Below are 23221 nucleotides of genomic sequence, written 5' to 3' on the forward strand. Positions count from 1 at the left end.
CGGAAAGCCCGTTGACGCTCCGTCCCCGCCGTCCGAGACTGCCCCGATGGAGATCACCGGCACCGCCGCGCCCCTCGTCACCCAGCGGCTGCTGCTGCACCCGCTGACCGTCGCCGAGGCCGGGCGGATCGTCGCCCAGGTCCCCGGGCCGTGCGATCGGTGGGCCCAGGGGTATCCCACCGATGGGGATGTCGCCGGGGCGCGGGGGTTTCTCGACGGGTGGGTCGCGCATGGGGATCCCGGGGCGTTCCGGGCGTACGAGATACGGCGGCGGGAGGACGGGGTCGCCGTCGGGGGGATCGGGTTTCACGGGCCGCCGGACGGGGAGCGGTTCGTGACCGTGGGGTATGGGCTGATTCCGGACGTACGGGGGCGCGGGTACGCCACCGAGGCGCTGCGGGCGTTGCTCGGGCTGGCCCGTGCGCAGGGGGTCGCCGGCGCGAAGGGGGACGCCGACCTCGGGAACGTCGCCTCGCAGCAGGTGATGGAGGCCGTCGGGATGCGGTACGCGGGGGAGGACGAGCGGGTCAGGTACTACCGGGTGGAGTTCACGCCCTGACGCCCGTCCCCACACGCGCTCAGCGCTCCGACAGCTCCGAAGGCGCCTCCTGGACCAGCCAGCCGTTGCCGTCCGGGTCCTCGAAGGACATGAACGAGTTCCAGGTGTCGCCCTTGCCGTCCTCCCAGCCCGTCGCGCCGACGTGGCGGATCGGGGTGACGTCCACGCCCCGCTCGATCAGCTGCTTGCGGGCCGCCTCGATGTCCGTGACGCAGAGCTGGAGGCCGTGCAGCGTGCCCGGGGCCATCGCCTTCGTGCCGGGCATCGACGGCATGCCGCTCTCCATCGCGATGGAGCAGCGTGAGCCGGGCGGCGTCGCCTGGATGATGCGGATGCCCGGCGCGACCTCGTCGTCCAGGTCGATCTTGAAGCCGCACTTGTCGCCGTAGAACTCCTTCGCCCGGTCCAGGTCGGTCACGGGCACGAGCACGACTTCGAGCGTCAGGTTCATGGGGGGTCTCCTCCGGGGGCCTCAGAAACGCCAGCGGGTCTGGCCGAACGGCTCGCCCTTGGCGAAGCCGAAGGCCGTACGGGGCGCGACGGCGAACACCAGGGCGGTTCCACCGTCGCCCACGAACGCACCCTCCCGCACGTCGAATCGCCAATCCGGCCCGTACTTGTCGACATAGGCCCCGGCCAGCGCGCGCAGCCGTTCCTCGTCCGTCACCCGGACGGCCTCGCCCTCGACCACCACGTCGAAACCCTCGCCGAGCGAGGCGGTCCCGGTGGTGAGGACCACCTCCCGGTTCTCCGCCAGATTGCGTGCCTTGCGCTCGTCGGGGCCGGTGCAGAAGTGCAGTGCGCCCTGCGACCAGACCGCGATCAGCGGGGTCACGTGGGGGCGGCCGTCCGGGCGGACGGTGGTCAGCCAGAAGACCTCGGCCTCGGCCAGCCGGGCGGCGGCCGCTGACCACTCGGCCGGCTGGGCCTTCGGGTCGCTGTAGCGGGGGTCCAGGGCGGTCTCCGGGGTCATGGCGGTCCTCTTCCGGTCCGGTCGGTCGGGTTCAGGTGCGGCGGAAAACCGTGCCGTGAGGAAGACCCTGCCCGGACCCGGAACTCATCGCACCGCGGGCGTCCAGTGCAGCTTTCCGTCCAGACCCATCGCCGCCACTCCGTCCACGGACCCTCCGGGAGCGCCCGAGAACAGGAAGTTCTCCAGCGACCACAGCGGCCGGGTGCCCCCGTTCGGCGACGGGGCCGTCGCCAGGACGCCCGTACGGGAGCGGACCGCCAGCATTCCCTTGTCGCCGCCGCTCACCACCGGGCCGAAGCCGGCGACCCCGCCCGCCAGCTCGGTGACCGGGGAGACGACCCTGCCGTCCGCGAGGTCGGCCGTGCGCAGGTCGCCCGAGGCCGGCTTGCGGAACCAGAGCCGTATCCCCCGCCCGTCCGGGGCGGGGCCCGCGCTCAGCGCCAGCGTCGTCGCGGGCAGACCGGTCTGCCGCGGCCCGGCCAGCGGCCCGCCGGCGCGCTGCTGCGACCAGGTGAGGACGGTCTTCGCGGTGCCGGCGAAGACATGGGCCCGGCCCGCCGTGTCCGTGGTGGCCACCGGGTCGCCGTACACGTTCGTGCCGCCCAGCGCCCGCCAGGGGCCCCAGTCGCCGCCGGCCCGCTGCTGCTCGCGCCCCGTCAGCCGGTGCCGGCTGTCGCGCAGCACCACCGTCATCCGGCCGGACCCGTCCACCGCCACCGCCGGGGCGCTGATGTCGGAGGTCCCGCGGGCGTCGTTCTTCTCCGGGGTGCCGAGCGAGCGCCACGGCCCGAACGCGCCGCCCGGAAGGGACTGCTCGGTCGTCACCACCTCACGGCGGTACGCCTCGGGCCCGTCGCCGATCGTCGTCCGCGTGCCGAACACCGCGATCCGGCCGTCCGGGAGCCGTACGGAGGTCACGCCGCTGTCCAGCCCTTCGCCCTGGAGCAGCACGGGACCCTGCCACTCCGAGGCCGAGCCCGCGGGCCTCGTCCACACCGCGAGGCGCCCGTCGAGCACCGAGAAGGCGTGCAGCCCCCCGGTGGCGTCGCGCTGCACCCAGGAGGTGGAGGTGCCCCGGGCGTAGCGGACGGTCTGGGTCCAGCCGCGCCCGGAGGGGCGGCCGGACACCTTGAGGTCGCCGCACCCGGCCGGGTCCGCGCAGTCGTTGACGCCGTCGATCCAGGCGTACGTCTTCAGGGTGCGCAGCTTGGCGTCGGCGGACGCGGGGTCGAGGGTGTGCGGCAGCGAACCGGTGGGGTACCCGAGGTAGTTCTGGACCCCGAAGTGCGGGCGTCCCGAGGTCGCCGCGTACCGCGCGAGGGCCGCCTGCGCGAACCGGGCGCCGTAGAGGTGGTCCTGGTGGTCCGTGTACTTCCCGGTCTTCGGGTTCCGGCCCGGGGTCGGGTCCTGCATGCGGACGAAGGTGGGACGGATCCGCTCCAGGAGACCGACGAGGGTGTCGATCACCTGCTCCCTGGTGTACGTGAAGTCCGCGGCGACGGGGGTGCCCGTGGCGCGCTGGGACTCGAGCACCGGGACCCTGCCGTTCCACAGCCCGTTCAGGCTGTGCGGGCGGTTGGCGCTGATGGCGCCCGCCTCGCGCATCTGCAGCCAGATGAGGTTGACCTGCGGCTTGGCGCGCAGGACGTCCAGCTCGGCCGCCCCGCCGCCGGCCGTGGGGATGGAGATCCGATCCCAGGGGCTGGTGCGGCTGCCGGTGGCCATCTCGGCGTACGCGGCGCGTATGCCGTTCTGCCGGGCCGCGGCGAATCCGGCCTTGTCGGGCGCGGGCCGGTGGGGGGCGTGCGACCGGGCGTTGATGCCGTCCGACTCGCCGGAGGTCAGATACACCGAGGTCAGGGAGCGGCCCGAGCGTATGGACTGGGCGATGTCCGGGTTCATGAAGTACAGGTCGTCGTCCGGGTGGGCCACGATCTGCGCCACGGAGACGTCGTCGGTGCGGACCGGCTTCGCGCCGAGCCCCGATGTCACCGCCTGGCGTGGCGCGTCGTCGGTCGCCGCCGGGGCCTCGCTCACCGGGGCTCCGAGGACGGAGCCGGAGGACAGATGGAGCAGCCCCGCGAAGGAGGCGCCGACGAGCACGGTCGTCGTCATCACGGAGACGATCCGGGTACGCGGCGGGCGGGCGGGGCGACGGAGGCGGACAGGCATCGACAGGGTGTGCTTTCGGGCAGGCGGCGGTCGGGTCTTCGGCCAGGAAGAGGGACTTTCAAGGAGTACGGTTCATCGGCGGCCGATAGTGAGGAATGTGCGAGACATCACGTGTGATCTCTTGCGAAACGAAGGTCAACGGATGGTCGTTATGTCCCTTTCGTTCTGTGATGCTCCTCGGGGCGACCCCGCCCCCCGCTCCGGATAGGCTCGATTGGCGAACCTTGGACGGGTGGAGGGAGCGGCGGAATGACGGTGCCGGGGCGCAGAAGCAGTACCTTCACCCGGCTGCTGCGGCACGGGTTCACCGATCCGTCCGGCGCCGAGCGGCTGCTCGACGTCCCCGAGCTGGCCGCCCTGCGCGACGACCCCGTGCTCCTCGACGCGCTCGGCGCGACCGCCGACCCCGACCTCGCCCTGCGCGGCCTCGTCCGTCTCGTCGAGGCGCAGCCGGACGAGGAGCGCCAGACCCTCACCAGCACGCTGCTGTCCGCCAAGCCGTTCCGGGACCGGCTCCTCGGTGTGTGCGGCGCCTCCGAGGCGCTCGCCGACCACCTCGCCAAGCACCCCAGGGACTGGCAGGCCCTGGTCACCTACGAGGCCGCCGATCTGCACCCCGGGGTCGCCGAGTTCGAGCGGGGTCTCGCCGAGGCCACCGATCCGGTCTCCCTGCGGATCGCCTACCGCCGCTGCCTCCTGGCCATCGCCGCCCGGGACGTCTGCGGCACCATCGACGTCGCCCAGACCGCCGCCGAGCTGGCCGACCTGGCCACCGCGACCCTGCGCGCCGCCCTCGCCATCGCCCGTACCGCCGCCCCCGCCGACGCGGCCCACTGCCGGCTCGCCGTCATCGCCATGGGCAAGTGCGGCGGCAACGAACTGAACTACGTCTCCGACGTGGACGTGATCTTCGTCGCCGAGCCCGTCGAGGGCGCCGACGAGGGCAAGGCGATGCAGGCCGCGACCCGGCTCGCCTCCCACCTCATGCGGATCTGCTCGGAGACCACCGTCGAGGGCACCATCTGGCCCGTCGACGCCAACCTCCGCCCGGAGGGCCGCAACGGCCCGCTCGTACGGACCCTGTCCAGCCATCTCGCCTACTACCAGCGCTGGGCCAAGACCTGGGAGTTCCAGGCCCTCCTCAAGGCCCGGGCGGTGGCGGGCGACCCGGAGGTGGGCTCCGAGTACATCGACGCCGTCTCCCCGCTGGTCTGGCAGGCCGCCGAGCGCGAGAACTTCGTCCCCGACGTGCAGAAGATGCGCCGCCGGGTCGTCGACAACATCCCGGCCGCCCAGATCGACCGCGAGCTCAAGCTCGGCCCCGGCGGACTGCGCGACGTCGAATTCGCCGTCCAGCTCCTGCAGTTGGTCCACGGCCGCGGGGACGCCACGCTGCACAGCGGCACCACCCTCGACGCCCTGGCCGCGCTCGCCGCCGGCGGCTACGTCGGCCGCGCCGACGCGGCCCAGCTCGACGAGGCGTACCGCTTCCTGCGGGCCATGGAGCACCGCATCCAGCTCCACCGGCTGCGCCGCACCCATCTCGTCCCCGAGGGCGAGACCGATCTGCGCCGCCTCGGCCGCTCGCTCGGGATGCGCACCGATCCGGTCGCCGAGCTGAACAAGGAGTGGAAGCGGCACGCCGCAGTGGTCCGCCGGCTGCACGAGAAGCTCTTCTACCGCCCGCTGCTCGACGCCGTCGCCCAGCTCACCCCCGGCGAGACCCGGCTCAGCCCCAAGGCGGCCGGGCAGCGGCTCGAAGCGCTCGGGTACGCCGATCCCGTCGCCGCCCTGCGCCATCTGGAGGCGCTCGCCTCCGGGGTCACCCGCAAGGCCGCGATCCAGCGGACGCTGCTGCCGGTGCTGCTCGGCTGGTTCGCGGACTCCGCCGACCCGGACGCGGGGCTGCTCGGCTTCCGCAAGGTCTCCGACGCGCTCGGAAAGACCCCCTGGTACCTGCGTCTCCTTCGCGACGAGGGAGCGGCGGCCGAGAACCTCGCCCGGGTCCTGTCGGCCGGGCGGCTCGCCCCCGACCTGCTGCTGCGCGCCCCGGAGGCGGTGGCGATCCTCGGCGACCCGGAGGGTCTCAAACCGCGCGGGCGCGACCATCTGGAGCAGGAGATCCTCGCGGCGGTCGGCCGCGCCGACGGCGCCGAGCAGGCGGTCGCGGCGGCCCGTGGCGTACGCCGCCGGGAGCTGTTCCGTACCGCCGCGGCCGATCTCATCGGCTCGTACGGTACGGAGGACAGCCCCCGCGAGCTCGATCCGGGCGCGCTGGTCGACCGGGTCGGCCCGGCCCTCACCGGTCTGAACGCGGCGACGATCGCGGGCGCGCTGCGGGCCGCCGTCCGCGCAGGCTGGGGCGACACGCTGCCGACCCGGTTCGCGGTCATCGGCATGGGCCGCTTCGGCGGGCACGAACTCGGCTACGGCTCGGACGCCGACGTCCTGTTCGTGCACGAGCCGCGCGAGGGAGTCGACGAGCAGGAGGCGGCCAAGGCTGCGAACCAGGTCGTCGAGGAGATCCGCCGGCTCCTCCAACTCCCCACCGCAGACCCGCCGTTGCTCATCGACGCCGATCTGCGGCCGGAAGGCAAGAGCGGTCCGATGGTCCGTACGCTGAAGTCGTACGAGGCCTACTACCGCCGCTGGTCCCTGGTCTGGGAGAGCCAGGCGCTGCTGCGCGCCGAGCCGATGGCGGGCGACCCGGAGCTGGGGGAGCGGTTCATCGAGCTGGTGGACCCGCTGCGCTACCCGGCGGAGGGGCTCGGCGAAGACGCCGTCCGCGAGATCCGGCGCCTCAAGGCCAGGATGGAGACCGAGCGGCTGCCGCGCGGCGCCGATCCGACACTGCACACCAAGCTCGGCCGGGGCGGGCTGAGCGACGTCGAGTGGACGGTCCAGCTCTTCCAGATGAACCACGGCTGGGCCGAGCCGGGCCTGCGCACCACCCGCACCCGCGAGGCGCTGGCCGCCGCCCACGCGGCGGGCCTGATCCCCACGGACGAGGCCCAGATACTGGACGAGGCCTGGGTCCTGGCGACCCGCGTCCGCAACGCGGTGATGCTGGTGCGCGGCCGCCCGGGGGACACCTTCCCCTCGGACGGGCGCGAACTGGCGGCGGTCGGGCGGTACTTGGGCTACGGCTCAGGGCACGTCGGGGAGATGGTCGACGACTACCGTCGCGTCACGCGCCGGGCGCGCGCCGTCGTGGAGGAGCTCTTCTACGGGGCGTGAGTACAGGGCGTGAGTCCAGGGCGTGATGACAGGGCGTGAGTTCTACGGGGCCTGAGGGGGCGGCGTCGCCTCCAACAGCACCCGGCAGTGCGCAAGGAACCCCGCGAGCGCCAGCTCGAAGGCCGCGTCCGCGCGCCCCTCGCCGACGGCGTCCAGGGCGCGGGCCAGCCGCGGCGTCGCCGTCTCGTCGGGCAGCTCCCACATCGCCTCGGGGGCGGCCAGGTCGATGGCCGAGCCGAGGACCAGGTTCTCCAGGGCGATGATGACCGTCATGACGTCCGCGTCGGCGAACCCGGCGGCGAGCAGCCGGCCGACCGCGCGCTCGTACTGGGCCAGCACCTTCGGCGCGCGCACCGGTGAGGTCATGAGCAGCGGGATCACCCTCGGGTGGGCGGCGAAGGCGGCGCGGTAGGAGCGGGCCCAGGCGGCCATGGCCGCGTCCCACGGCTCCAGGTCGAGCGTCCCGTCGTCGATCGCCTCGCAGACCCGCTCGCGCATCAGCTCGATCACCCCACCGCGCCCGTCCACGTGGTGATACACCGAGCCGGTCTGCGCCCCGAGTGTGCGGGCGATCTGCGGAACGCTGAACTCCCCTTGCTCGTCGACGAGTTGCAGCGCCGTCGTGGTGATTCGCTCGGGGTCGAGCAGAGGTGTCCGCGGCCGTCCCATGTTCTCGCTCTCCGTGAGGTCTTCCCGTACGCCGTAACGGAGGCTACATTGCCGCAACCGAAAGCCTTTAGGTTTCTGCTTCACCGCTCCTGACCTCCCCCTGCCGTCAGCAGAAGGGCTTCCCTCCCCATGCCCGCGACCACGCCCGACGACCGCCAAGCGCCACCGGTCACCCTGCGCCGCGCCACCCTCTCCACCGCCGACATCTCGTTCTTCGTGATCTCGGCCGCCGCACCGCTCACCGTGATGGCGGGCGTCGCCCCCATCGCCCTCGTCCTCGGCGGCATCGGCGCCCCCGCCGGCTATCTCCTCGCCGGCATCACCCTCGCGGTCTTCGCCGTCGGATTCACCACCATGAGCCGCCATGTGAACAGCGGCGGCGCGTTCTACGCGTACATCACCCGGGGCCTCGGCAAGCCCGTCGGCATCGCCGCCGCCCTGCTCGCCATGCTCGGCTACAACGGCATGGAGATCGGCGTCTACGGACTCCTCGGCACCGCCACCGCCGACACCGCCCACTCCCTGTGGGGCATCGACATCCCCTGGCTCCCCGTCTCCCTCGCCGGGCTCCTGCTCATCTGGTACGGCGGCTTCCGCTCGATCGACTTCGGCGCCAAGGTCCTCGGCGTCCTGCTCGTCGCCGAGACCGGCATCCTCGTCCTGCTCGCGGGCGGCGTCCTGCTCCAGGGCGGCGCAGACGGGATCTCGCTCACCTCCTTCACGCCCGGCAACGTCCTCGTCCCCGGCACGGCCGCCGTCCTCGCCTTCGCGTTCTCCGCCTTCACCGGCTTCGAGTCGACCGTGATCTACCGCCGCGAGGCCCGCGACCCCGCCCGCACCATCCCCCGCGCCACCTACATCGCGGTCGGCTTCCTCGGCCTCTTCTACGCCTTCATCGTCTGGACCGTGATCCAGGCCTTCGGCGACGACGCCGTCGTCAAGGCCGCGACCGACGACCCCGGCGGCCTGTTCTTCTCCGCCATCACGGTCTACGTCGGCGCCTGGGCCGCGGACCTGATGCACATCCTCATCGTGACCAGCATCATCGCCTCGCTGCTCGCCTTCCACAACGCGATCAACCGCTACGGCCTCGCCCTGGCCGAGGAGGGCGTCCTGCCTGCCGCACTCGGCCGGATCCACCCCCGCCACCGCTCCCCGTACGTCGCGGGCCTCGCCCAGACCGTCCTCGGCGCGGTCATCGTCCTCGGCTTCGCCGCGGCCGGCGCCGACCCGTACACGCAGCTGCTGCTCTGGGTGAACACCCCCGGAATGATCGGCCTGATGGCGCTGATGCTGCTCGCCGCCCTCGCCGTCGTCCGCTACTTTCGCCGCGCCCCGCACGACGAGGGCGCCCTGCGCACCCTGATCGCCCCCGTCGCCGCCGCCCTGCTGCTCGCCGTGGCGATCGGCCTGGTCGTCTCCAAGGTCGCCCTCTTCACCGGCGCCTCCGCCACCGTCAACACCGTCCTCGTCACCCTCGTCCCCGCCGTCTTCGCCCTCGGGCTCCTCCTCGCGTACCGACTGCGCCGCGCGCGCCCCGAGGTCTACGCGAACTTCGCCGCCGAGCCCGTACCCACCGAAGGAGAACAGCCGCCGTGCCCGCACCCGACCTCGTCCTCGTCGACGCCCGTGTCCGCGCTCCCGAGCTCACCGGCCACACCGCCGTCGCCGTCCGCGACGGAGTGATCACCGCCGTCGGCGACGACACCGACGCGCGCGCCTGGCGCGGACCCGGCACCGAGACGGTCGATCTCGGCGGGGCCACCCTCACCCCCGGCCTCACCGACGCCCACAGCCACCCCGTCTGGGGCCTGGAGATGTTCACCGGCACCGATCTCTCCGCCGTGCGCGACCTCGACGAACTGCGCGCGGTCCTGGCCGGCGCCGAGCGCCGCGAGGGCTGGATCACCGGCTTCGGCCTCGACCACAACGTCTTCGGCGGCCGGCCGGTCCACCGCGAACTCGTCGAGGACGCCCTCGGCGGCGCCCCCGCCTTCCTGCGGCTCTACGACGGCCACTCCGCCCTCGTCAGCGAGACGGCCCTGAAGGCCGCGGGCATCGACGGACCTCGCGTCTTCGCCCAGCGCTCCGAGATCGTCTGCGACGCCGAAGGACGGCCCACCGGCCATCTCGTCGAGCACGCCGCGATGGACCTCATGACCCCCGTCCTGCCCGGCCGGCCGTACGCCGAGCGGCGCGCCCGGCTCGTCGAGCTGCTGACCGCCATGGCCGCCACCGGACTGACCGGCGCCCACGTCATGGACCTCGGCGGCCACGACGTACCCGGGCTGCTCACGGCCCTGGAGGGGGACGGAGACCTGCCGCTCCGGCTCCGGCTCGCCCCCTGGTGCATGCCCGGCGCCGACCGCGAGACGCTGGAGGAGCTCGTACGGCTCCAGGAGCGGTCCGGGCGCCTGTGGCGGGTCGGCGGCGTGAAGTTCTTCATGGACGGCACCGTCGAGGGCGGCACCGCCTGGCTGGAGCACGCCGACTGCCACGGCCAGGGCACGGACGCCTTCTGGCCCGACCCGGCCGCCTACACCGCCGCCGTACGCCACCTCCACGAGGCCGGGACCGGCACCGCCACGCACGCCATCGGCGACGCGGCCGTCCGGCACGTCCTCGACACGGTGGAGAGCCTCGGCGCCGGCGGGCCACGGCACCGGATCGAGCACATCGAGACCGTCCCGGACGACCATCTCGCCCGGTTCGCCGCCCTCGGCGTCGTCGCCTCGATGCAGCCCCCGCACACCGCGTACACCCGCGCCGACCACACCGACGAGTGGTCCAAGCGGCTCGGCGACGAGCGCGCGGACCGGGCCTGGCGCTGCCGGGACCTGCGGGACGCGGGCGCGTACCTCGCGCTCGGCTCGGACTGGCCCATCGCCCACTACGACGCCCGTCAGGTCCTCGCCACCGCCCAGGCCCCGCGCGGCGCGGCGTCCGCCCGGCACGGCCTGACCGGGCTGATGGCCCTGGAGGGGATGACCACGCACGCGGCGGTCGCGGCGGGGGAGGAGAGGGTCGCCGGACGGATCGCCCCGGGGTACCGGGCGGATCTGACCGCGTTCACGGTCGACCCGGTGACGGCACCCGCCGACGAGACCGAACAGGCCCCGGTCCGGCTCACGGTCGCCGGCGGCCGGATCACCTACCGGAGCTGAGCCGCTCCGGCTCCTGCTCGTGGTCCGTCTCCGTACGCGGGGGCGGGCCGCCGTGCGCCACCGGCGCGGGCGTCTCCACCAGCTTGGGCAGCCGCTGCGGCAGCGAGCCGTACCAGAAGTACGAGACGGCGAAGCCGAACGCCAGGCAGATCATGCCGCCCACCGCGTCCAGCCAGAAGTGGTTCGCGGTGGCGACGATCACGACCAGCGTCGCGGCCGGGTAGAGCAGGCCGAGGATGCGCGCCCAGGGCGCCGAGGCCAGGGCGAAGATGATCAGGCCGCACCAGAGCGACCAGCCGATGTGCATCGACGGCATCGCCGCGTACTGGTTCGACATGTGCTTGAGGTTGCCCGAGGCCATCGAGCCCCAGGTGTGGTGCACCAGGACCGTGTCGACGAAGCTCTGGCCGTTCATCAGCCGGGGCGGTGCGAGCGGATACAGGTAGTAACCGACCAGCGCCACACCGGTGGTGGCGAACAGGACCGTACGGGACGCCGCGTAACGGCCCGGATGCCATCGGTACAGCCACACCAGCACACCGATCGTCACGACGAAGTGCAGCGTGGCGTAGTAGTAGTTCATCGACACGATCAGCCATGTCACCGAATTGACGGCATGGTTGACGGCCTGCTCGAAGGCGAGTCCCAGGGACTTCTCGACGTCCCAGATCCAGTCGGCGTTCTTCAGCGCCTGGGCCTTCTGCTCCGGAACCGCGTTGCGGATGAGCGAGTACGTCCAGTAGCTGACGCCGATGAGGAGGATCTCGAACCAGATCCTCGGACGCCGGGGCGCGCGCAGGCGCGCCCGCACTCCGCCACCGTCCGGCATGGGTGACGGGGTGGCCGCCGTACGGCCTTCCAAACTCTTCACGGTCGCTTCACCCATAGGAGGAGAGTCTGCCAGATCCATGCCTCTCGTCCGATCATCCCTCGGTCGGGTGAGAGGCGCACGTGCTCCGCCTTGAGCAGGAGCCCGAGTCAGGGGTTTCCCTGACTCGGGGCGGAAGCTGTCGACCCGCGAACGACCAGCTCAGGCATGAAGACGAATTCGCTGTGCGGGGCCGGGGTCCCCCCGATCTCCTCGAGCAGCGCCCGGACCGCGGCCTGCCCCATCGCCTGCACCGGCTGGCGGATCGTGGTCAGCGGCGGATCGGTGAACGCTATGAGCGGGGAGTCGTCGAAGCCGACCACGGAGACGTCCCGGGGGACCTGCAGCCCCTGCTGGCGGGCGGCCCGGATGGCGCCGAGCGCCATCATGTCGCTCGCGCAGACCACGGCCGTGCAGCCGGCGGTGATCAGCGCGCCGGCGGCGGCCTGGCCGCCCTCCAGGGTGTACAGCGAGTGCTGGATCAGCGCCTCGGACTCCTCGGGCGAGAGCCCGAGCCGCTCCTGCATGCCGCGCTGGAACCCCTCGATCTTGCGCAGCACGGGCACGAACCGCTTGGGGCCCACCGCGAGCCCGATCCGGGTGTGCCCGAGGGCGGCCAGGTGCGTCACGGCCAGCTGCATCGCGGCCCGGTCGTCGGGCGAGACGAAGGGGGCCTGCACCTTGGGGGAGAAACCGTTGATGAGGACGTACGGGACGCCCTTGCCGCGCAGCTGGTCGTAGCGCGTCATGTCGGCGGTGGTGTCGGCGTGCAGCCCGGAGACGAAGATGATCCCGGAGACGCCCCGCTCGACCAGCATGTCGGTGAGCTCGTCCTCGGTGGACCCGCCGGGGGTCTGGGTGGCGAGGACGGGGGTGTAGCCCTGACGTGTCAGGCCCTGCCCGATGACCTGCGCGAGCGCGGGAAAGATCGGGTTGTCCAGTTCGGGGGTTATCAGCCCGACGAGCCCGGCGCTGCGCTGACGCAGCCGTACGGGCCGCTCGTATCCGAGGACGTCGAGTGCGGCAAGCACGGACTCACGGGTGGCCGCGGCCACACCGGGCTTGCCGTTGAGCACGCGGCTGACTGTGGCTTCACTGACCCCCGCCTGGGCTGCGATGTCGGCAAGCCGCGCGGTCATGGGGTTGGACTGTACCGGTCGCACGTCAGATTGCCCACCAAACGCAGGAGTCGGCGGGAACCCGGACGTTGCGCACGACCGCGGCGCCGGGGACGAACTCCTCGGAGGGCGAGGGCAGTACGGGTGCGGAACCCTCGATTCCCCCGCCGCCGAGCCGGTCGCCGTCGGCTTCCGTGCCGTGGGCGCGGGGGGTGCTGCTCAGCAGGGGGGAGCCGGGGAGCGGCAGGTCCACGTCCCGGTCCGTCGTGTTCAGGGTGACCACCACGTCGCCGCCCTCCGCGCGGCGGCGGAAGGCCAGCACGCCCTCCGGGACGTCCAGCCATTCCACCGTCTCGCCCGCGCCCAGCGCCGGGTGCTCGCGGCGCAGGCGCAGGGCGTGGCGGTAGAGCTCCAGGGTGGAGGACGGGTCCGCGTGCTGGGCGGCGACGCTCAGGGCGGCCCACTCCGGGGGCTGCGGGAGCCAGGCGCCGCAGGGGCCGAAGCCGTACGAGGGGCCGTCCGGCGTCCACGGCAGGGGGACCCGGCAGCCGTCGCGCAGCCCCTCCTGGCCGCTCGCCTCCGGCTCGCCTCCGCTGCCGCTCCCCTTCCTGGCGGCGGAGCCGCCCCGCCAGAACGCCGGGTCCTGGCGCAGCTCGTCCGGGAGGTCCATGACCTCGGGCAGGCCCAGCTCCTCGCCCTGGTAGACGTAGGCCGAGCCCGGCAGCGCCAGCATCAGCAGCGCCGCCGCGCGAGCCCGTGACAGGCTCCCGTACCGCGTGGTGTGCCGCACCACGTCGTGGTTGGAGAGCACCCAGGTCGTCGGCGCGCCCACCGAGGCCGTCGCGCGCAGCGACTCCTCGACGACCGTCCGTAGCGCCGCCGCGTCCCACGCGCAGTTCAGGAACTGGAAGTTGAACGCCTGGTGCAGCTCGTCGGGGCGTACGTAGAGCGCCAGCCGCTCCGGTGTCGGCGCCCACGCCTCCGCGACCCCGATGCGGTCGGGGCCGTACGACTCCAGGAGCCGGCGCCAGCCCCGGTGGATCTCGTGCACCCCGTCCTGGTCGAAGAACGGCAGCCGCTGGATGCCGATCAGCTTCGCCTGCTCCCCGTGCCCGATGTCGGGCAGCCCGTCCGCCTTGACCATCCCGTGGGCGACGTCGATCCGGAAGCCGTCCACGCCCAGATCCAGCCAGAACCGGAGCACGGAGTCGAACTCGGCCCGTACCTCGTCGTTCTTCCAGTTCAGGTCCGGCTGCTGGGGCGCGAAGAGATGCAGATACCAGGCGCCGTCCGCCACCCGGGTCCACGCCGGACCGCCGAAGACGGACTCCCAGTCGTTGGGCGGCAGCGCGCCGTCCTCGCCCCGCCCCGGGCGGAAGACGTACCGGTCCCGGCCCACGCCCGCGAGCGCCGCCTCGAACCAGGGGTGCCGCTCCGAGGTGTGGTTGGGGACGATGTCCACGATGACCTTCAGGCCGAGCCCGTGCGCCGCGCGCACCAGGTCGTCGGCGTCCGCCAGGTCCCCGAAGACGGGGTCGACGGCCCGGTAGTCCGCCACGTCGTAGCCGCCGTCCGCCTGCGGGGACGCGTAGAACGGGGTCAGCCACACCGCGTCCGCGCCGAGCCCGGCGATGTGCGGCAGCCGCTCCCGTACGCCGCGCAGGTCGCCGATCCCGTCGCCGTCACTGTCCGCGAAGGACCGGACGTACACCTGGTAGATGACGGCGTCCCGCCACCAACCGGTGCGGGGATCGCTTGCGCAAGGGCTTGCAGGGTCCGACAGCGACGGTGAGGTGAGCTCGTGGGCCATGTGCGGTGTCCCTCTCGCGTGTTTCGGGTGCGGGGAGTCGTACTGACAACGAGGTCAGGGCGACCGTGAAACGGTCCTGCAAGAGATGATGCAAAGGTTTGCAGGGCCGGACGGGCACCGCAAGAGGGCGTGAAGTCCCGTGTCAAGCGACTCGATGGCAACCTTCGGGACACGCGGATGTAACGATCGGCCGGGCTTGCAGAAATTTCTCGCAAGCTCTTTCGGCTCGTTTTCATCCCTGTTACGTTCCTGGCAACCCGGCGCGCCGCGAGGGAGCGGTCGCATGAGGCAGGTTCCAGCCCCTCGTCACCCCGGGATCAGTTGAAGGAGTTCACATGCGGCGTGGCATAGCAGCCACCGCGCTGGTCGCGGCCCTGGGCGTGACCCTGGCGGCGTGCGGAAGCGGCGACGGTTCCAACGGCGGCGGCTCGAAGAGCTCGGGCGAGCTCTCCGGCACGGTCACCTGGTGGGACACGTCGAGCGTCGGCAGCGAGGACAAGGTCTTCAAGAAGCTGGCCGAGGACTTCACCAAGAAGCACCCGAAGGTCACCGTCAAGTACGTGAACGTGCCGTTCGGTGAGGCGCAGAACAAGTTCAAGAACGCCGCCCAGTCCGGCAACGGCGCTCCCGACGTCATCCGCTCCGAGGTCGCCTGGACCCCGGACTTCGCCAACCTCGGCTACCTCGCGCCGCTGGACGGCACGGCCGCCCTGAAGGACGACAAGGACTTCCTCAAGCAGGCCGCCGCCTCCACCAAGTACAACGGCAAGACCTACGGCGTCCCGCAGGTCATCGACTCCATGGGCATCTTCTACAACAAGAAGATCTTCAAGGAGGCCGGTGTCGAGGCGCCCAAGTCGATCGCCGAACTGAAGACCGTCGCCGCCAAGATCAAGGAGAAGACCGGCAAGACCGGTCTCTACCTGCGCGGCGACGACGCCTACTGGTTCCTCTCCTTCCTGTACGGCGAGGGCGGCGACCTGGTCAACGCCGACAGCAAGACCGTCACCGTCGACAACGCCGCCGGTGTGAAGGCCATGGCCACGGTCAAGGACCTGGTCACCTCCGGTGCCGCCAAGACCGACGCCACCGACGGCTGGAACAACATGCAGACCGCCTTCAAGGAAGGCAAGGTCGCCATGATGATCAACGGCCCGTGGGCCGTCGCCGACACCTTCGCGGGCAAGGAGTTCGCCGACAAGGCGAACCTGGGCATCGCCACGGTCCCCGCCGGCTCCGCCGGCCAGGGCGCCCCGCAGGGCGGTCACAACCTCGCCGTCTACGCGGGCTCCAAGAACCTGGACGCCTCGTACGCCTTCGTCGAGTACATGACCTCCGTCGAGGCGCAGGCCACCGCCGCCAAGGAGCTCAGCCTGCTCCCGACCCGCGAGTCCGTCTACATCAAGCCGGACGTGGCGAGCAACGAGATGATCGGCTTCTTCAAGCCGGTCGTCGACAAGGCCGTCGAGCGCCCCTGGATCCCGGAGGCCGGCAGCCTCTTCGCGCCGCTGCAGACCGAGTACACCAAGGTCCTGACCGGCCAGACCACCCCGGAAGCGGGAGCCAAGGCGACCGGTGACGCCTACCGCAAGCTCCTGAAGGACTGGAAGTAACAAGGAAGGCAGGCCGGCTGATGGCTGTGGACACCAGCAGCCAGTCGGCGGTGAAGGCCGCGGGCGTCGACGCCCGCGGCCGGCACCGTGGTACTGGCACGTCCGGCGGCAAGGTCCGTCGTTCTCTCACCACCCACTGGTACGCCTGGGCGATGGTCGCCCCGGTGACCGTGGTGATCGCCGTGATCATCGGCTACCCGCTGGTCCGGGGGATCTACCTCTCGCTCACCGACGCGAACGAGCGCAACGTCGCGCGCAGCATCGGCGTCAACCAGATTCCCGCGACCTACGAGTTCGTGGGCCTCGACAACTACGTCGACGCGCTCACCGGGAGCCAGTTCCTCGGAACCCTCGGCTGGACGCTGGTGTGGACGGTGTCCTGTGTCTCCGTCACCTTCGCCCTCGGCCTGGCCCTCGCCAACATCCTCAACCGGAAGATCGCCGGCCGCTCCGTCTACCGGATGCTGCTGATCCTCCCCTGGGCCGTGCCCGGCTTCGTCTCCGTGTTCGCCTGGCGCTTCCTGTACAACCAGGACAACGGTCTGCTCAACAAGCTGCTCGCGGGCGGCGGCATCGACGCCGTGCCGTGGCTCAACGACCCCACCTGGGCCAAGTTCTCGGTCATCGCCGTCAACGTCTGGCTCGGTGTGCCGTTCATGATGGTCGCCCTCCTCGGCGGACTGCAGTCCATCCCCGGCGAGCTCTACGAGGCCGCCGAGATGGACGGCGCGAACGCCTGGCAGCGCTTCCGCCACATCACCCTGCCCGGGCTGCGGTCCGTGTCCACCACGGTGATCCTGCTGAGCACCATCTGGACGTTCAACATGTTCCCGGTGATCTTCCTGCTCACCCGGGGCGGGCCCGGCGAGGCCACCCAGATCCTGGTCACCCAGGCGTACAAGTTCTCCTTCGAGATCAGCCCCCGTGACTTCGCCCAGTCGTCCACCTGGGGCGTCCTGATCCTGATCCTCCTGATGGCCTTCGCCGCGGTCTACCGGCGAGTCCTCCGCAAGCAGGGAGAAGTCTGGTGACCACCGCACAGACCACCACGCCCCAGGCCAACGCCCCGCTCCGCGGCCGCCGTTCGCCGCTCGCCTCGATCGGGCTGCACACCACCCTGATCGTCGCCTCCGTGATCGCCGTCTTCCCGGTGCTGTGGGTCCTGCTCACCTCGCTGAAGCCGGCGAAGTACGCGACCACGACCGACTTCTTCAAGGAGACGACGCTCGCGAACTACACGGACCTGCTCGAGAACACCGAGTTCCTCACCTGGTTCGGCAACTCGCTGCTCATCGCGGCCCTCACCACGCTCCTCGGCGTCTTCATCGCCGCCACCACCGGCTACGCCGTCAGCCGCTTCCGGTTCCCCGGCAAGCGCGGACTGATGTGGACGCTGCTGATCACCCAGATGTTCCCGGTCGCCGTCCTGATCGTGCCGATCTACAACATCATGTCGTCGCTCGGACTGCTCAACAAGGCGGCCGGTCTGGTCATCACGTACCTCACCATCGCCGTCCCGTTCTGCGCCTGGATGATGAAGGGCTTCTTCGACACCATCCCGCGCGAGATCGACGAGTCGGGCCAGGTCGACGGACTCAACCCGTTCGGCACCTTCTGGCGGCTGATCCTGCCGCTCGCCAAGCCCGGCCTCGCGGTGACCGCGTTCTACTCCTTCATCACCGCCTGGGGCGAGGTCGCCTACGCCTCCGCCTTCATGGTCGGCGACGAGAACCTCACCCTGGCCGGCGGTCTGCAGAAGTTCGTCAACCAGTACGGCGCCCAGTGGGGGCCGATGTCCGCGGCCTCCGTTCTCATCGCCGTCCCGGCGGCGCTGGTGTTCCTCGTCGCCCAGCGGCACCTGGTGACCGGCATGTCCGCCGGCGCTGTCAAGGGCTGAGCCCTGAGCACCCCCCTTCTACGTACCTCCTTACCTCCCAAGGAAGACATGACCCAGCACCTCGCTGCCCCCGCCGCCGCCCCGACCACCGGCACGCACACGGGCTGGTGGAGAGACGCGGTGATCTACCAGGTCTATCCGCGCAGCTTCGCCGACGGAAACGGCGACGGCATGGGAGACCTGGAGGGCATCCGCGGCCGGCTGCCGTACCTGAAGGAGCTCGGCGTCGACGCCGTCTGGCTCAGCCCGTTCTACGCTTCCCCGCAGGCCGACGCCGGTTACGACGTCGCCGACTACCGGGCCATCGACCCGATGTTCGGCAGCCTCCTCGACGCCGACGCGCTCATCCGCGAGGCGCACGAGCTGGGCCTGCGGATCATCGTCGACCTGGTGCCCAACCACTCCTCCGACCAGCACGAGTGGTTCCAGCGCGCGCTGCGCGAGGGCCCCGGCTCCCCGCTGCGCGAGCGCTACCACTTCCGCCCGGGCAAGGGGGAGAACGGCGAACTGCCGCCCAACGACTGGGAGTCCATCTTCGGCGGCCCGGCGTGGACGCGCGTGGAGGAGCCCGACGGCACCCCCGGTGAGTGGTACCTGCACCTCTTCGCGCCCGAGCAGCCGGACTTCAACTGGGAGCACCCGGCCGTACGCGACGAGTTCCGCTCCATCCTGCGCTTCTGGCTCGACATGGGCGTCGACGGCTTCCGCGTCGACGTCGCCCACGGTCTGGTCAAGGCCGCCGGCCTGCCCGACATCGGCGCCCACGACCAGCTCAAGCTGCTCGGCAACGACGTCATGCCGTTCTTCGACCAGGACGGTGTCCACGAGATCTACCGCTCCTGGCGGCAGGTCCTGAGCGAGTACGACGGGGAGCGCGTCCTCGTCGCCGAGGCGTGGACCCCGACCGTCGAGCGCACCGCGAACTACGTGCGCCCCGACGAGATGCACCAGGCCTTCAACTTCCAGTACTTGGGCACCCACTGGGACGCCGCCGAGCTGCGCCGCGTCATCGACGCCTCGCTCGCCGCGATGCGCCCGGTCGGCGCCCCGACGACCTGGGTGCTCTCCAACCACGACGTCACCCGGCACGCCACCCGCTTCGCCAACCCGGCGGGCCTCGGCACCCAGCTGCGCACCCCGGGCGACCGTGAGCTGGGCCTGCGCCGGGCCCGGGCCGCGACGCTGCTGATGCTGGCGCTGCCCGGATCGGCGTACGTCTACCAGGGCGAGGAGCTCGGCCTGCCGGACGTCACCGACCTGCCGGACGAGGTCCGCCAGGACCCGTCGTTCTTCCGGGCCACCGGCCAGGACGGCTTCCGCGACGGCTGCCGGGTACCCATCCCGTGGACCGTCGAGGGCTCCTCGTACGGCTTCGGCAGCGGCGGCAGCTGGCTGCCGCAGCCCACCACCTGGGGCGGGCTCAGCGTCGAGGCGCAGGCCGGGGACCCCGGCTCCACCCTGGAGCTGTACCGCAGCGCGCTCGCCGTGCGGCGCGAGCGGCCAGAGCTCGGTGCGGGCGAGGGCGTCGAGTGGCTGGAGGCACCTGAGGGTGTGCTCTCCTTCCGCCGCGACGGCTTCGTCTGCACCGCCAACACCACCGGCCGGGCCATCTCCGTCCCGCTGCCCGGCCGGTTCCTCCTCTCCAACGAGCCGATCTCCCACGGGGAAGGCATCGTGGAGCTGCCCGCCGACACCACGGTCTGGTGGGCGGTGTGACGATCCCCCTGCCGCGGGGCGCCGGGAACGGCGCCCCGCGGCTCGCGGACATCGCGGCCCAGTCGGGCGTCAGCGAGGCCACCGTCAGCCGCGTCCTCAACGGCAAGGCGGGCGTGGCCGGCGCGACCCGGCACCGCGTCCTGGCCGCGCTCGACGTGCTCGGCTACGAGCGTCCCGTACGGCTCAAACGCCGCAGCGCGGGCCTGGTCGGCCTGCTCGTGCCCGAGCTGACCAACCCGATCTTCCCGGCCTTCGCCCAGGTCATCGAACAGGTCCTGGCCGGGCACGGCTACACCCCGGTGCTCTGCACCCAGATGCCCGGCGGTGCCACCGAGGACGAGCTGGTCGAGCAGCTGGAGGAGCGCGGCGTCACCGGCATCATCTTCCTCTCCGGGCTGCACGCGGACGCCACCGCCGACCCCGAGCGGTACGTCCGGCTGGCCGCGCGGGGCGTCCCGTTCGTCCTCATCAACGGCTTCAACGAACGGGTCGACGCCAACTTCGTCTCGCCCGACGACCGGGCGGCGGCGCGGATGGCCGTACGGCACCTGGTCGAGCTGGGCCACGAGCGCATCGGCCTCGCGACCGGCCCGACCCGTTACGTACCCTCGCGCCGCAAGGCGGAGGGCTTCGCCGCCGAGCTGCACCACCAGCTCGGGATCGAGCGGGCCGAGGCCGAACGGTACGTCCGCCCCACGCTGTTCGGTGTCGAGGGCGGGCACGCGGCCGCCGACATCCTGCTCGACCAGGGCTGCACCGGGATCGTCTGCGGCTCCGACCTGATGGCGCTCGGCGCGATCCGCGCCGTCCGCGCCCGGGGCCTCGACGTGCCCCGCGACGTGTCGGTGGTCGGCTTCGACGACTCGCCGCTCATCGCCTTCACGGACCCGCCGCTCACCACCGTGCGCCAGCCGGTGCAGGCGATGGCGACGGCGGCGGTGGGGGCGCTCCTGGAGGAGGTCGAGGGCAACCCCGTGCAGCGCACGGAGTTCGTCTTCCAGCCGGAGCTGGTGGTACGGGGCTCGACGGCGCAACCGCCGCCCTCGCAACTCATTGCGTAATCGCTTGCGTTGAGGGGTCCAAAGGGTTGACCGCACCCCGGGGCACTCGTACGGTCACGGCTGAAAACAGTTGCTGTTAATTTCGGCAACATCTTGCGACAGTGAAGTCAGCAGGAGGAACCCATGGCCAGAAAGACCGTGGCCGCTGCACTCGCCTTCGTGGCGGGAGCCGCTGTGGCCGTCACGGCACCTGCCCCCGCGCAGGCCGCCCCACCCGGCGAGAAGGACGTCACCGCGGTGATGTTCGAGTGGAAGTTCGCCTCTGTCGCCAAGGCCTGCACGGACCAGCTCGGTCCGGCCGGCTACGGCTACGTCCAGGTCTCACCGCCCCAGGAACGCATCCAGGGCTCCACATGGTGGACCGCGTACCAGCCGGTCAGCTACAAGATCGCCGGGCCCCTCGGCGACCGCACGGCCTTCAAGAACATGATCGACACCTGTCACGCGGCGGGCGTGAAGGTCGTCGCGGACACGGTCATCAACCACATGGCGAACGCGTCGGGTACGGGAACGGGCGGGACCTCGTTCTCCAAGTACGACTACCCGGGCCTCTACTCGGGCGCCGACATGGACGACTGCCGGGCCACCATCTCGAACTACCAGGACCGGGCTGACGTCCAGAACTGCGAGCTCGTCCAGCTGCCGGACCTCGACACCGGCGAGGACTGGGTACGCGGCCGGATCGCCGCGTACATGAACGACCTGCTCTCGCTCGGCGTGGACGGCTTCCGCGTCGACGCCGCCAAGCACATGCCGGCCGCGGACCTCGCGAACATCAAGTCGCGGCTCAGCAACCCCGGCGTGTACTGGAAGCAGGAGGCGATATACGGCGCGGGCGAGGCGGTCTCGCCCAGCGAATACCTCGGCAACGGAGACGTGCAGGAGTTCCGCTACGCGCGGGACCTCAAGCGGATCTTCGGCTCGGAGAAGCTCGCCTACCTGAGCAACTTCGGCGAGAGCTGGGGTTACATGGCGAGCGGCAAGTCCGGTGTCTTCGTCGACAACCACGACACCGAGCGCGGCGGCGACACCCTCAACTACACGTACGGGTCCGCCTACACGCTCGCCTCGGTCTTCATGCTCGCCTGGCCCTACGGCTCCCCGGACGTCCACTCCGGCTACGAGTGGTCCGACAAGGACGCGGGCGCGCCGAACGGCGGCCAGGTGAACGCCTGCTACAGCGACGGCTGGAAGTGCCAGCACGCCTGGCGCGAGATCGCCTCGATGGTCGGCTTCCGCAACGCGGCGCGTGGCACGGCGGTCGGCAACTGGTGGGACAACGGCAACAACGCGATCGCGTTCGGCCGGGGCGACAAGGCGTACGTGGCGATCAACCACGAGGGCTCGTCGCTCACCCGCACCTTCCAGACCGGGCTGCCGGCCGGCACGTACTGCGACGTGCAGAGCAACACGGCGGTGACGGTGAACGCGTCCGGCCAGGTCACGGCCACGCTCGGCGCGCACACGGCGGTCGCGCTGCACGTCGGCGCGAAGGACTGCGGGACGGCGCCGGCGGTGGCTGGTGCCTCCTTCAACGTCACCGCGACGACGTCCGTGGGCCAGAACATCTACGTCACGGGCAACCGCGCCGAACTGGGCAACTGGTCCCCGTCGGCGGCCCTGAAGCTCGACCCGGCCGCGTACCCGGTCTGGAAGCTGACGGTCTCCCTGCCCGCGGGCACGTCCTTCGAGTACAAGTACATCCGCAAGGACGCGGCGGGCAACGTGACGTGGGAATCGGGCGCCAACCGCGTCGCGACGGTCCCGCCGTCGGGCCAGGTCGTCCTGACGGACACGTTCCGCCCCTGACGGGGCCGTCCGCCCCGCGCGGGGCCGGCGGCGCGAAGCTGCCGCTCCTGTGACGGGGCTTGGGCCGAAGGGCCCTGTTCCGGGCACGGCCCCCGTGGGTTGTGCCCACCGGTTCCGACCCAAGCGGAACGTATGCCCCCAACGGTTGCGGCTCGCGAAGCTGTCGCTCCCGTGACGGGGCTTGGGCCGAAGGGCCCTGTTCCGGGCACGGCCCTCGTGGGTTGTGCCCACCGGTTCCGACCCAAGCGGAACGTATGCCCCCAACGGTTGCGGCTCGCGGAGCTGTCGCTCCTGTGACGGGGCTTGGGCCGAAGGGCCCTGTTCCGGGCACGGCCCTCGTGGGTTGTGCCCACCGGTTCCGCCCCGGGCGGAACGTATGCCCACAACGGGGGGCGCGAGCCAGTGGCGCCCCGCCGACCACCCCGCGGCGCGAAGCTGCCGCTCCCGGGGGTGATGGGGGCGCAGCCCCCGCATAGCCCCCTCGCCCCCACCAGCCCCCGGCAGGGTCTCGGGAAGGGGTGGGGTGGGGTGTCCGAACTCTTGAAGGAGAACCCC

At 71.6% G+C, this 23221-nt stretch carries 17 protein-coding genes; 10 read left to right on the forward strand and 7 right to left on the reverse strand.

Annotated features, from left to right (window positions below):
• Positions 1-46 precede the first annotated feature (46 nt).
• Positions 47-559: a GNAT family N-acetyltransferase gene (locus FDM97_RS08455; RefSeq protein WP_137989634.1), complete on the forward strand. Its 513-nt coding sequence runs from the start codon at positions 47-49 to the stop codon at positions 557-559.
• 19 nt (positions 560-578) lie between these two features.
• Here FDM97_RS08455 and FDM97_RS08460 read toward each other — a convergent pair whose 3' ends face one another.
• From FDM97_RS08460 to FDM97_RS08470, 3 genes are all read right to left on the reverse strand, one after another.
• Positions 579-1010 carry a VOC family protein gene (locus FDM97_RS08460; RefSeq protein WP_137989636.1) on the reverse strand — a complete coding sequence of 144 codons (432 nt, stop codon included), beginning with the start codon at positions 1008-1010 and terminating at the stop codon, positions 579-581.
• 21 nt (positions 1011-1031) lie between these two features.
• Positions 1032-1532 (reverse strand): pyridoxamine 5'-phosphate oxidase family protein, encoded by a 501-nt coding sequence (locus tag FDM97_RS08465; RefSeq protein ID WP_137989638.1) that lies wholly within the window; start codon positions 1530-1532, stop codon positions 1032-1034.
• Positions 1533-1616: 84 nt separating this feature from the next.
• Positions 1617-3647: a PIG-L family deacetylase gene (locus FDM97_RS08470; RefSeq protein WP_254705535.1), complete on the reverse strand. Its 2031-nt coding sequence runs from the start codon at positions 3645-3647 to the stop codon at positions 1617-1619.
• Positions 3648-3953: 306 nt separating this feature from the next.
• Between FDM97_RS08470 and FDM97_RS08475 the strand changes: the two genes are divergently transcribed.
• Entirely contained in the window at positions 3954-6941 is a 2988-nt protein-coding gene (locus FDM97_RS08475) for a bifunctional [glutamine synthetase] adenylyltransferase/[glutamine synthetase]-adenylyl-L-tyrosine phosphorylase (RefSeq protein WP_137989641.1), read from the forward strand.
• Positions 6942-6983: 42 nt separating this feature from the next.
• Here the strand turns inward: FDM97_RS08475 and FDM97_RS08480 are convergent, their stop codons facing one another.
• Complete coding sequence (locus FDM97_RS08480; RefSeq protein WP_137989643.1) at positions 6984-7610, reverse strand: TetR/AcrR family transcriptional regulator C-terminal domain-containing protein; 627 nt, start codon at positions 7608-7610, stop codon at positions 6984-6986.
• Between the two features lie 129 nt (positions 7611-7739).
• On the opposite strand from FDM97_RS08480, the gene FDM97_RS08485 reads away from it, so the two are divergent.
• Together FDM97_RS08485 and FDM97_RS08490 are read left to right on the forward strand one after the other, a co-directional pair.
• Positions 7740-9296: an APC family permease gene (locus FDM97_RS08485; protein WP_137989645.1), complete on the forward strand. Its 1557-nt coding sequence runs from the start codon at positions 7740-7742 to the stop codon at positions 9294-9296.
• Positions 9206-10774 carry an amidohydrolase gene (locus FDM97_RS08490; RefSeq protein WP_137989647.1) on the forward strand — a complete coding sequence of 523 codons (1569 nt, stop codon included), beginning with the start codon at positions 9206-9208 and terminating at the stop codon, positions 10772-10774. The genes FDM97_RS08485 and FDM97_RS08490 overlap by 91 nt, the downstream gene beginning before the upstream one ends.
• On the opposite strand, the gene FDM97_RS08495 is transcribed toward FDM97_RS08490, so the two are convergent.
• From FDM97_RS08495 to FDM97_RS08505, 3 genes are all read right to left on the reverse strand, one after another.
• Positions 10758-11660, reverse strand: a complete 903-nt coding sequence (locus tag FDM97_RS08495) for a phosphatase PAP2 family protein (protein ID WP_137989650.1) — start codon at positions 11658-11660, stop codon at positions 10758-10760. The two genes, FDM97_RS08490 and FDM97_RS08495, sit on opposite strands and share 17 nt — an antisense overlap.
• A 92-nt stretch (positions 11661-11752) precedes the next feature.
• Positions 11753-12781 (reverse strand): LacI family DNA-binding transcriptional regulator, encoded by a 1029-nt coding sequence (locus FDM97_RS08500; protein WP_137989653.1) that lies wholly within the window; start codon positions 12779-12781, stop codon positions 11753-11755.
• Between the two features lie 25 nt (positions 12782-12806).
• The gene (locus FDM97_RS08505) at positions 12807-14570 is read right to left on the reverse strand and encodes a glycoside hydrolase family 13 protein (protein WP_137989656.1); all 1764 of its coding nucleotides are present in this window, start codon (positions 14568-14570) and stop codon (positions 12807-12809) included.
• A gap of 335 nt (positions 14571-14905) precedes the next feature.
• Between FDM97_RS08505 and FDM97_RS08510 the strand changes: the two genes are divergently transcribed.
• From FDM97_RS08510 to FDM97_RS08535, 6 genes are all read left to right on the forward strand, one after another.
• Entirely contained in the window at positions 14906-16183 is a 1278-nt protein-coding gene (locus tag FDM97_RS08510; protein ID WP_137989659.1) for an extracellular solute-binding protein, read from the forward strand.
• 20 nt (positions 16184-16203) lie between these two features.
• Positions 16204-17214, forward strand: coding sequence for a carbohydrate ABC transporter permease (locus tag FDM97_RS08515; RefSeq protein WP_137989662.1), 1011 nt, complete (start codon positions 16204-16206; stop codon positions 17212-17214).
• Positions 17208-18080: a sugar ABC transporter permease gene (locus FDM97_RS08520; RefSeq protein WP_432816282.1), complete on the forward strand. Its 873-nt coding sequence runs from the start codon at positions 17208-17210 to the stop codon at positions 18078-18080. The genes FDM97_RS08515 and FDM97_RS08520 overlap by 7 nt, the downstream gene beginning before the upstream one ends.
• A 48-nt stretch (positions 18081-18128) precedes the next feature.
• Positions 18129-19796, forward strand: coding sequence for a glycoside hydrolase family 13 protein (locus FDM97_RS08525; RefSeq protein ID WP_137989670.1), 1668 nt, complete (start codon positions 18129-18131; stop codon positions 19794-19796).
• A complete protein-coding gene (locus tag FDM97_RS08530; protein WP_137989674.1) occupies positions 19784-20857 on the forward strand; it encodes a LacI family DNA-binding transcriptional regulator in 1074 nt (357 codons plus the stop codon). The genes FDM97_RS08525 and FDM97_RS08530 overlap by 13 nt, the downstream gene beginning before the upstream one ends.
• A gap of 123 nt (positions 20858-20980) precedes the next feature.
• Positions 20981-22666, forward strand: a complete 1686-nt coding sequence (locus FDM97_RS08535; RefSeq protein WP_137989677.1) for a carbohydrate-binding module family 20 domain-containing protein — start codon at positions 20981-20983, stop codon at positions 22664-22666.
• Positions 22667-23221: the final 555 nt, after the last annotated feature.

It is taken from the genome of Streptomyces vilmorinianum (assembly GCF_005517195.1).
GTDB classification, from domain to species: domain Bacteria; phylum Actinomycetota; class Actinomycetes; order Streptomycetales; family Streptomycetaceae; genus Streptomyces; species Streptomyces vilmorinianum.

What these genes read in the sequence shown, in the direction of transcription:
- FDM97_RS08500 (WP_137989653.1), bottom strand. Translation starts at nt 12,781, where the DNA reads ATGACCGCGCGGCTTGCCGACATCGCAGCCCAGGCGGGGGTCAGTGAA.
- FDM97_RS08485 (WP_137989645.1), top strand. Translation starts at nt 7,740, where the DNA reads ATGCCCGCGACCACGCCCGACGACCGCCAAGCGCCACCGGTCACCCTG.
- FDM97_RS08495 (WP_137989650.1), bottom strand. Translation starts at nt 11,660, where the DNA reads ATGGGTGAAGCGACCGTGAAGAGTTTGGAAGGCCGTACGGCGGCCACC.
- FDM97_RS08455 (WP_137989634.1), top strand. Translation starts at nt 47, where the DNA reads ATGGAGATCACCGGCACCGCCGCGCCCCTCGTCACCCAGCGGCTGCTG.
- FDM97_RS08480 (WP_137989643.1), bottom strand. Translation starts at nt 7,610, where the DNA reads ATGGGACGGCCGCGGACACCTCTGCTCGACCCCGAGCGAATCACCACG.
- FDM97_RS08535 (WP_137989677.1), top strand. Translation starts at nt 20,981, where the DNA reads ATGGCCAGAAAGACCGTGGCCGCTGCACTCGCCTTCGTGGCGGGAGCC.
- FDM97_RS08460 (WP_137989636.1), bottom strand. Translation starts at nt 1,010, where the DNA reads ATGAACCTGACGCTCGAAGTCGTGCTCGTGCCCGTGACCGACCTGGAC.
- FDM97_RS08475 (WP_137989641.1), top strand. Translation starts at nt 3,954, where the DNA reads ATGACGGTGCCGGGGCGCAGAAGCAGTACCTTCACCCGGCTGCTGCGG.
- FDM97_RS08465 (WP_137989638.1), bottom strand. Translation starts at nt 1,532, where the DNA reads ATGACCCCGGAGACCGCCCTGGACCCCCGCTACAGCGACCCGAAGGCC.
- FDM97_RS08515 (WP_137989662.1), top strand. Translation starts at nt 16,204, where the DNA reads ATGGCTGTGGACACCAGCAGCCAGTCGGCGGTGAAGGCCGCGGGCGTC.
- FDM97_RS08470 (WP_254705535.1), bottom strand. Translation starts at nt 3,647, where the DNA reads ATGACGACGACCGTGCTCGTCGGCGCCTCCTTCGCGGGGCTGCTCCAT.
- FDM97_RS08505 (WP_137989656.1), bottom strand. Translation starts at nt 14,570, where the DNA reads ATGGCCCACGAGCTCACCTCACCGTCGCTGTCGGACCCTGCAAGCCCT.
- FDM97_RS08525 (WP_137989670.1), top strand. Translation starts at nt 18,129, where the DNA reads ATGACCCAGCACCTCGCTGCCCCCGCCGCCGCCCCGACCACCGGCACG.
- FDM97_RS08510 (WP_137989659.1), top strand. Translation starts at nt 14,906, where the DNA reads ATGCGGCGTGGCATAGCAGCCACCGCGCTGGTCGCGGCCCTGGGCGTG.